The organism is Frankia sp. CgJB1, assembly GCF_977947065.1.
This window is the reverse complement of sequence record NZ_CDWTNB010000181.1, coordinates 1-8,025: the sequence shown is the minus strand read 5'-3', so window position 1 is coordinate 8,025 and position 8,025 is coordinate 1. Positions and strand designations below refer to the sequence as shown.

The 8,025-nt window shown below is 73.3% G+C and carries 6 protein-coding genes; 5 read left to right on the top strand and 1 reads right to left on the bottom strand.

Annotated features, from left to right (window positions below; all coding sequences use genetic code 11):
* The first annotated feature begins 98 nt into the window (after positions 1-98).
* The 3 genes from AC08OT_RS17070 (at position 99) to AC08OT_RS17060 (ending at position 5,611) form a co-directional block, all read left to right on the top strand.
* On the top strand, positions 99-4,304 hold the full coding sequence (locus AC08OT_RS17070) for a hypothetical protein (RefSeq protein ID WP_476603030.1): 4,206 nt from the start codon (positions 99-101) through the stop codon (positions 4,302-4,304).
* A 63-nt stretch (positions 4,305-4,367) separates the two neighbouring features.
* A complete protein-coding gene (locus AC08OT_RS17065; RefSeq protein ID WP_476594215.1) occupies positions 4,368-4,904 on the top strand; it encodes a hypothetical protein in 537 nt (178 codons plus the stop codon).
* A 104-nt stretch (positions 4,905-5,008) separates the two neighbouring features.
* Entirely contained in the window at positions 5,009-5,611 is a 603-nt protein-coding gene (locus AC08OT_RS17060; protein ID WP_476601811.1) for an aminoacyl--tRNA ligase-related protein, read from the top strand.
* Between the two features lie 160 nt (positions 5,612-5,771).
* Here AC08OT_RS17060 and AC08OT_RS17055 read toward each other — a convergent pair whose 3' ends face one another.
* A complete protein-coding gene (locus tag AC08OT_RS17055) occupies positions 5,772-6,212 on the bottom strand; it encodes an NUDIX hydrolase (RefSeq protein ID WP_476596153.1) in 441 nt (146 codons plus the stop codon).
* A 14-nt stretch (positions 6,213-6,226) separates the two neighbouring features.
* Between AC08OT_RS17055 and AC08OT_RS17050 the strand changes: the two genes are divergently transcribed.
* Positions 6,227-6,466 (top strand): GNAT family N-acetyltransferase, encoded by a 240-nt coding sequence (locus AC08OT_RS17050; RefSeq protein ID WP_476593874.1) that lies wholly within the window; start codon positions 6,227-6,229, stop codon positions 6,464-6,466.
* 600 nt (positions 6,467-7,066) lie between these two features.
* Positions 7,067-8,025 (top strand): baeRF2 domain-containing protein (locus tag AC08OT_RS17045; protein WP_476603029.1); only part of this gene is annotated, 959 nt, incomplete at its 3' end.

The window sequence follows — 8,025 nt, the reverse complement described above, 5'->3', positions numbered from 1 at the left end:
GGCGGGGACACCGGCCGGCGCGGACCGGAGGCGCGTGGTCCACGCCGGGCGCGCCGCCGGCGGAAGCGGGGGAAGCGGCGGACCAGCGTCCGGCGGTCGTGGGCCGCAGCGGCCGGACCTGGCGGGAGATGCCCCGGCGGATCCGCGGCGCCGGGGCCGACTGCCGGGTACGCCTGGTCAGCCTCGCCGGGCTGGGCTTCGGCGCCCTGCGTACGGCCGGCGCGGGCGGCCCGTCGACGCTACGGGTCGGTATGGAGCTGCTCTCGCTCGGAAACCCGCTGACCCCCCTGCTGCTCGATATCGTCGACGGCCCCGACGGGGCGCCCACGGGTTACGAGGCGCCCACGGGTTACATCACGAGCTGGGCGGCTGGCCCGCTCACCGACCCGCTCGAGCGGCAACGCGGCGACGACAGCATGGCCGCGCAGCTCGCGAACGGTGAGTTCGCCGCCCCCGCGGACGTCATGGACATGCTCGCCCCGCTCGGCGCGCTGCTCGACGACGCCGCGACCCAGCTCGGCGTCGTTCCCATCGAGCTCAGCCCGGACCATCTCGTGCACTGCCGGGGATCGCTGCGGCTGGTCGGGTACGGCCGCCACGGGTACGCGCCGGCCCGGGGGGTGATCCCGCCTGCGTCCGAACGTAGCCAGGACACGGTGGAACTGCTCGGCGACGACATCCCGGCACCGGACGCCCCGCTGGAGGAGTGGCGGGCAGCGCAGGTCCGGGCGTTGGCCCGGCTGATCGGGTGGTTGTCCACCGGCCGCCGGCCGACCGCCTACGGTGCGGTGACGGGCGGATCGCGGGCGGCGCGCGAGCAGGCGGTGGACCGGTACCTGCGGGGCTGCGGGATCGACGCCTGGGTTGCCGACCTGCAGCCCGGCCGGCTCCGGGAGGAGCTCACGACGCTGGCCGCCGCGGCGCGGCGCACGAAGATCACCGAGGGTCTCGCCGCCTCCGACGTCATCATCGCCTACCATCACGACGCCGCGGCCCGTGGCGGGTTCGGCGACCGCAACCCCCGCTTCGAGCGGGGCCTGGTCGGCGGCACGTACCTGGGCACGGTCGACCGGGTCGACCCCCGGTTCGTCGTGATGAAGCTCAGGTACGGCGTCCGGGTCTTCGTGCCGCGTTCCGGCACCGGGTTCGACGTCGATCTCACCACCGTCCTGCAGGCCGGTGAGCAGCGCCCGGTGACGGTGCGCCGTTTCGACGAGACGCTCACCCCGCGCGGCGATCCCACGGGCCTGCGGGGAGTGTTCGCGCCGGCGGGGACGGAGGTCATGACGGCCGAGCGCCGGGTCAACCCGGAGCCGGTGCGCCTCGCGGCGAGCCTGCAGTCCGGGCGGGCGGCGGTCGGCGTGGCCGCCTTCGAGGCCGCGGACCTGTCCAGCCCGCTGGCTGGCCTGCTCGGCGGTTCCGGCTGGCTGCTCTGCCCGCCCGACGACCTCGCCCGGACCCTGGTTGCGCTGCGACGCGTGCGGTCCGCGCACCGGGCACCGGACGGCGCGGTGCCCGATCCGGCCCGGATCATCGCCTTCGGTGTCGACCCGGCGGCTCTGACCGAACCGAACGCCCTGGCGAGCGCCGGCCAGCCGGTGGAGTTCGCGCTGCCGCTGCTCGACGAGGACGGCCAGGCCCACGCTCCGCGCGCCTGGAGGGACCTGCCGCTGGTCGATGACGTCTCGTTGCAGGGGCTGCGCAGGCGCATCGGAGCGACGGCGGGGCAGAGCGCGGCCCGGCGGCTGTTCGCCGCGGCCTTCGCGCACCTGCTGGTGAACCCGGACGAGAGTGCCCTCGCGGCCGACACCGGCAGCCCGCAACGCGGTGGGCGTAGCGCAATCATGACGATGCTGCAGGAGATCGGTCGGGCGTTCGCCGGGCGGCCGGACCTGATTGTCACGGTCACCGCGGAGCTCGCCGAGCAGCAGAGCGTCCTGGCGGCCCGGGACAGCGCGAAGATGCTCGACGAGCTCGCGGCGGTCCTGCGGCCGCTGCCGGCCGAGCGCCGGATCGTCATCGACGTGATGCGGCTGGTCATGCGGGAGCGGATCCGGCCGGAGACCCGCCGGATGCTGCTCGCCGAGACGCTGCCCGCGACTGGTGTCCTCACCGGTTGCTGGGGTGACGTCTGGCAGATCACCGCGGTCGGCCTGACCGAGCTGACCGAGGCCCTCGAACGGGTGGCCGCGACCGGGCAGGTGCTGGCCCGGGCACCCCGACTCGACCGCGACGCGGTTGTCTCGCTCGCGGTCGCCGGCGCGGCGCCGGCGGTGGTGCGGTGCGCGCCGCTGCTGCCCGTCGATCTGATCCGCGAACTCACGGAACGTGCCCGGGTGACGCCCGAGGTGCTGCGGGGGGGAACCAGCCCGGTGAGTGGGCGGCCCGGCAGCGGCATCGTCCACCGGATCGAGCTGCTCGCGTGGGCCGGCGCCGAGGCGGTGCCCGGACTCACCGAGGACGAGGTCCGCCGGTTCGTGCTCGACGGCGGCCCGGATGGCGGCCCGGATGGCGGCCCGGTGGAGGGCGCGACCGCCTCCGCCGCGACCGCCTCCGCCGAGGACGTGTCGGCCCCGGTCGCGGACCCGCGGGCCGCGTTCGCCGAGACCCCGGTCGTCGCCCCTGAGCCGGACTGGATGCCGGACTGGTGCGCGGCCCTCGCGGCTGCCGGCGGGCTGGCGGCCGACGAGGTGCGGGACCGGGCGATCGAGGAGAACCTCCTGGCCGGACCGGGTCCGGTGCCGCCGTCGCGGTGGGACCCCGACATCGCCGGGTGCCTCGCCGAACGGTGGGAGACGACGAGCCTCGCCGAGCTGATCGAGCTCGGGCGGGTGCTGGCCGCGGGTGACCTGCTCTGGATCCGCTCGGTGGCCGTCACGGTCGGGGTGTCCGTGTCGGAGGTGGTCGACGCGGCACTTGCCCAGCGCCTGCTCGGCCAGGCGCGGCCACCGTCACCATCCGACTGGTCCCAGGCGGACGTCGCCTCCTACCTCACCGAACGGTGGACCGCGGTGCCGTTGGTGGCGTTGCTCGACGTGGCCCGGGACCTGACGCGGTCGAGCGTCGGCTGGCTGCGCGCGGTGGCCGACGCCGCCGCGGTCCCGGTCTCCAGCGCGATCGACCGGGCCGTCGCGGAGGGCATCCTCGGCGAGGCTTCGCCGACGGACACGGCGACGGACGCGCTGACGGACGCGGCGCTGCCGCCGCTGATCGCCGGCTACGTCGCCGCACGCTGGGACGAACGGTCGCTGCGGGACATCATGGCGACGGTCCGGGTCCTGGTGAACGGCGACCTGGAGTGGCTGCGTTCCTTCGGCGCCGCGCTCGGCGCGAATCCGGGCGACCTCGTCGACGAGGCCGTCACGGCGGGCCTGCACCAGGCTGACCCGCCGCCCGATCCCGTCTGGTGGGTCGATCCGCGCGTCGTTGCGTTCGCGCGATCCCGGTGGGGCGTCCTGCCGCTCGACACCCTGCTGAAGATCGTCCGATGCCTCGCCGTCGAGGACATCGTCTGGACCACGCAGTTCGCCGAGCTTGTCGCGGCAGACCCGTCGACGGTGATCGAGACCGCCTTCCAGGAGAACCTGCTCGGCAGGCCGGGCATGTCGGCGTGGGCGGTGGCCCTGTTCGACGACGACGTCGTCGGGCTGTACCTGTCCCGGCGCTGGGGCATCCATCCGCTCGCCGAGACCCTGAACAGGGCCAGCCTGATCGGGGCGGCGCGCGACTGGCTGGTCCGGCTCGCCCGGATGTCCGGGCAGGACGTGGCCGACGTGCTCGACACCGCGATCGCGGAGGGAGTCCTGCGCCGCGGGGCGCAGTCCGCGCCCCCTCGCTGGAGGGTGTCTCCGCGCCCTATCTGGCCGCTCACTGGGGCACGATGCCGCTGCCCCGGCTGCTCGTCGAAGCGGCGCGCGCGGCCCGGGGCGAGCCGGACCCCACAGGACCCCTCACCACCGGTCCGGCGGGGCCGGCCACCACGGGTCCATCCGGTTCGTCTGGTTCGCCTGGTCGGGTTGCCGATTCGTCCGCGTCCTTCGCGGCGGAGGTCGCGTCGCTGGTCGCGCTCGACCCGGCTACCGTCGCCGCGACCTGCGGTGCCCGCCTGGTGCGGGTGGCCGCCGCGCTGCACGGGGCGCCGCGCCTGGTGTCGGCGCTGGGCGCGTTGGACCCGCCCGCCCGGGCCTGGTTGCTGGCGGTCGCCGACCTGCTGCCCGCGGGCGCGGACGAGGTGGATCTGGCCGTCGCCGCTACCACGGACGCCCCGGTCGCCGTGGTCGGCCTGGCTCTGGAGCACGGCATAGCCGAGACACGAGGCCGCTGCCGCGGCCGCGTGTCTCGGCCGGGTACCCGAGGCCGACCGGCCGGTGCTCGCGCCGCTCGGGGGGCTGCTCGCCCGGATACCCGTGGCCGTGCTGGTGACACTCGCCTCGCTCGACCTGGAACCCGCGGTCCGCCGGGCCCTGGCCGGCGTCGAGCAGGCACATCCGGGCGCCGTGGACGTGGTCGCGCGGCACGGGGCGCCGGCGGCGCCCATTGTCACCGGGCCCCGGTCGCAGGCGATGATCTCGCTGCTGCAGCGGATCGAGCCGACACCGGGACTCGTGCCGTGGATCCTGACCGCGGGTCCCGAGGCGGCGGTCGCGGTCGCCACGGCCGGTCCCGGCGTCATCGACGTCGCCGCCCGGGCCGCCGACGCCTGGCGGCGTGGCGACGTCGCCGGCCCACTCGCCGCGATCAAGGCAGCCTGGGAGGCGACCGGCCCGACGGACCGGGTCTGGCCCGTCCCGGCCGCGGGCGTCAGCCGCCGGGGTGACAACCTCATCCGGCTGGCCATCACCGTCTATCCCCTCGCGGCGCGGGGACGTTCGGTCAGCGAGATCCTGAGCATCCTCGCGCGCTGACCCGCGGCCACCCCGCCCGCTACCCGCCCGCCCATGCCGCTGTCACTCACGCCGCCGTCACTCACGCCGCCGCCACCGCTGTCGTAATTGTCACCGCGGCGGGGGTGGCCTACGAGGCCGTGGAGGGGGAGGCGGCCTTCTACGGACCGAAGATCGACGTGCAGATCGTCGACAGCGCCGGCCGTGAAGCCACCCTGTCCACCGTGCAGATCGACTTCCATCAGCCAGAACGGTTCGATCTGCACTACGCGGGCCCGGACGGCGCGATGCGCCGGCCGGTCATGGTCCACCGCAGCGTCATCGGCAGCGTGGAGCGGGCCGTGGCCCACCTCATCGAGTCGCACGGCGGTGCCTTTCCACCATGGCTTGCGCCCGTCCAGCTGGTGGTCCTTCCGATCTCCGACGCCGAGGTACCCCACGCCCTCGCGCTGGTCCGGCAGGCGGCCGACCGGGGACTGCGGGCCGAGGTCGCCGGTCCGGAGCGCGGCACCCTGGGCGCGCGGGTACGGGCCGCTCGTCTGGTGCCCTACCAGGCGATCATCGGTGCCCGGGAGGCAGCCGACGAGCGGGTCTCCCTGCGGCTGCGGGACGGGCGCCGCCTGGAGGCCCGGCCCGCCGCGGAAGTCCTGGCCGGCATCGATCTCCTGACAAGCGCGCACGGCACCGATCTATGGACCAATCCCCGGGAGGCCGGTGTCCGCCCGTAGCCGGCACCCGGTGGCCCGCCCGCTGCCCGCCGGTTGGCCTCGACGCGCGGGGGAGCGCCCGACCCGCGGGTGTTCTCAATAGACATGCGTCGACATACCAAGCGGCCCCATATTGGCGAGTATCAGTATGGGGCCGCGTTCTTTGTGGCTGGGCTGAAATTTACACGCCGCGCAGCTCCCGGTATTTACTCAGCACGTCTTTCACAGCGTCCGTCACGGGCTGTTCCTCGGTGAGTGGCGTCCAGGTGTAGGCGTCGTGTTCCTGAAGTTCGACCGGCTCAGGGCTGGCCACGTCCACGGCGAAGTTGAACTGTCGGATTTTCTTACCACTTCCTGATGCGTAGTCGAAACTGTCGAGGTAATCGCGGACGGCGGTCACGTGCAGGCCGGTTTCTTCCTCGACCTTCCGGATAAGCGCCGAATCCAGCGCCTCACCCGGCTCGACTTTTCCGCTGGGCAGCTCGAAAATCCCGCCCATGAAATCGTCCTCAGGATGTTGGAGAAGTAGCACCTTGCCGTCGTGCTGGACAACTGCGCCGACGACGAACTGCTGTACCTCGTCGCGCTCGGCCTCGGCCCGCTGTCGGACTCTCGCGGTCACTGTTCCTCAAAGAATTGTACGTGGTTGAAGCGGCGCGGCGTGAGGGTGTCGGGAAGCAACTCATGCACGCGCTTTTTGAGCTTGCCATGAAGCACGATTGCAGCCGTGTGGAGTGGCAGACTGAAGCCACCAACCAGGACGCCCAGCGTTTCTATGTCGAGTTGGGCGTGCCAGTGTTCGAGGGCAAGGCGTTCTATCGACTGGAAGGCGACAAGTTGCGGCGGGCCGCTGGTTTTCCTGTAGAGACAGGGTGAGAGCGAGGTGGTTCAGACACCGACCTCGTCGCCATTATCCTGCGATGATGTGATTGACAGCATCGCCGACAGCCATAGTCGTCATTTCCGGGAGATGGAGGGCTCTGCCGGGCCGCTCGTTAAGACCGGGCGACGGACGCGGGGATCGCGCCGGCACCTCCACTCTCCGTCAAGCATGATCTGCAGCCGCCTTGTGTTGGCGGTTGGGCGGTGAACAGGGCGACTACCTCGGCCAGGCTCGCCGGTTCCCACAGCTCCCAAGCCGTCCCGGTACGCCCCATGCCGCCCTCCTACGCCGCGCCAGACCGTCGGTCCGGCGCGTGACCTCCGGCGGGGGCTTCTAGCGGGACGATGCCCGGCTTGACCAGGTCGAGGCCGGCGAAGAGTCGAACTCGGGCCGATTCGAGCCGTCAGCAGCAACATGTACCGGCCGCGCCCGGATGAAGCCCTGGCGGGCGGCCGACGGTCCGTCGCGCCGATGATGGGTATGGCTGGGAGCGACCGAAGGGGCCGGGCCGAAGGGCCGGTCGGTGCCCATCCTGGACCCTGGAGGATCGGCTCGCCGACCGGCGGGAGCGGAGAACAGGAGGCCGCGGTGCCGTGATCCCAGATGCGGAGATCAACGAGTTGTTCGCCGTCCCGAGCCCGTGCGCGACGCTGTACCTGGGCCTGTCCGATCAGATGGACGGGATTGCGGCGGATCGGGCGGTCCGGTGGCGGCGCCTGCGCGACAGCCTGGCCGCCGACGGGGCGGATGGCGCGACGCTGGGCGCGTTGGACGAGGTCGTGGCATCCCTCGGCCCGCAGAACGCCGCTCTCGCGGTGTGCGCCGCGAATGGCAGGGTCGTCTGGTGTCATCGGCTGCGACGGCAGGTGGCGGACCGGGCCGTCTGGGGCTCGCTGCCCTGTACGTTGCCGATGCTCGCCTACCGGCAGAGCAGCGTGCCCTGCGTGGTCGTGCTCACCGACCGGACGGGCGCCGACCTGCGGGTGGCCGGGGACGGACTGCGGTTCGCCGGTGAGGTCGTCGGCTCCGACGACGAGATCGAGCGCAATGCCCCCGGCGGCTGGTCGCAGCGCCGCTACCAGGATCGTGCCGAGGACTCGTGGGATCACAACGCCGCGCAGGTCGCTGAGGCGGTGACCGAGCTGACCGAGCGGGTGGACGCCGCGCTGGTGGTTCTCGCGGGAGACGTCCGGGCCGTGCAGCTGCTGCGCAAGCATCTGCCGCCCCGGGTGACCCCGCTGGTCCACCAGCTCGAACACGGGGGGCGCCACCCCGGGCGGAACGACCGGTTCCATTCCCGGGAGGTGCGGGAGCTGGTCGAGGCCGAGGTTCGCGACCGGACCCGCGCCGTGCTCGACCGCTTCGCCGAGGACCGCGCACACGGCCGGGCGGTCGACGGGGTGCCCGCGACGCTCGACGCGCTCGTCCGTGCTCAGGTGGGCACGCTGCTCGTCGTCGACGATCCCGGCGACGACCGGGCCGCCTGGTACGGGCCGGAGCCCGCGGACGTCGCCACCGAGCCGGGCGCGCTGGCCCGGCGGGCCCGCCGGGC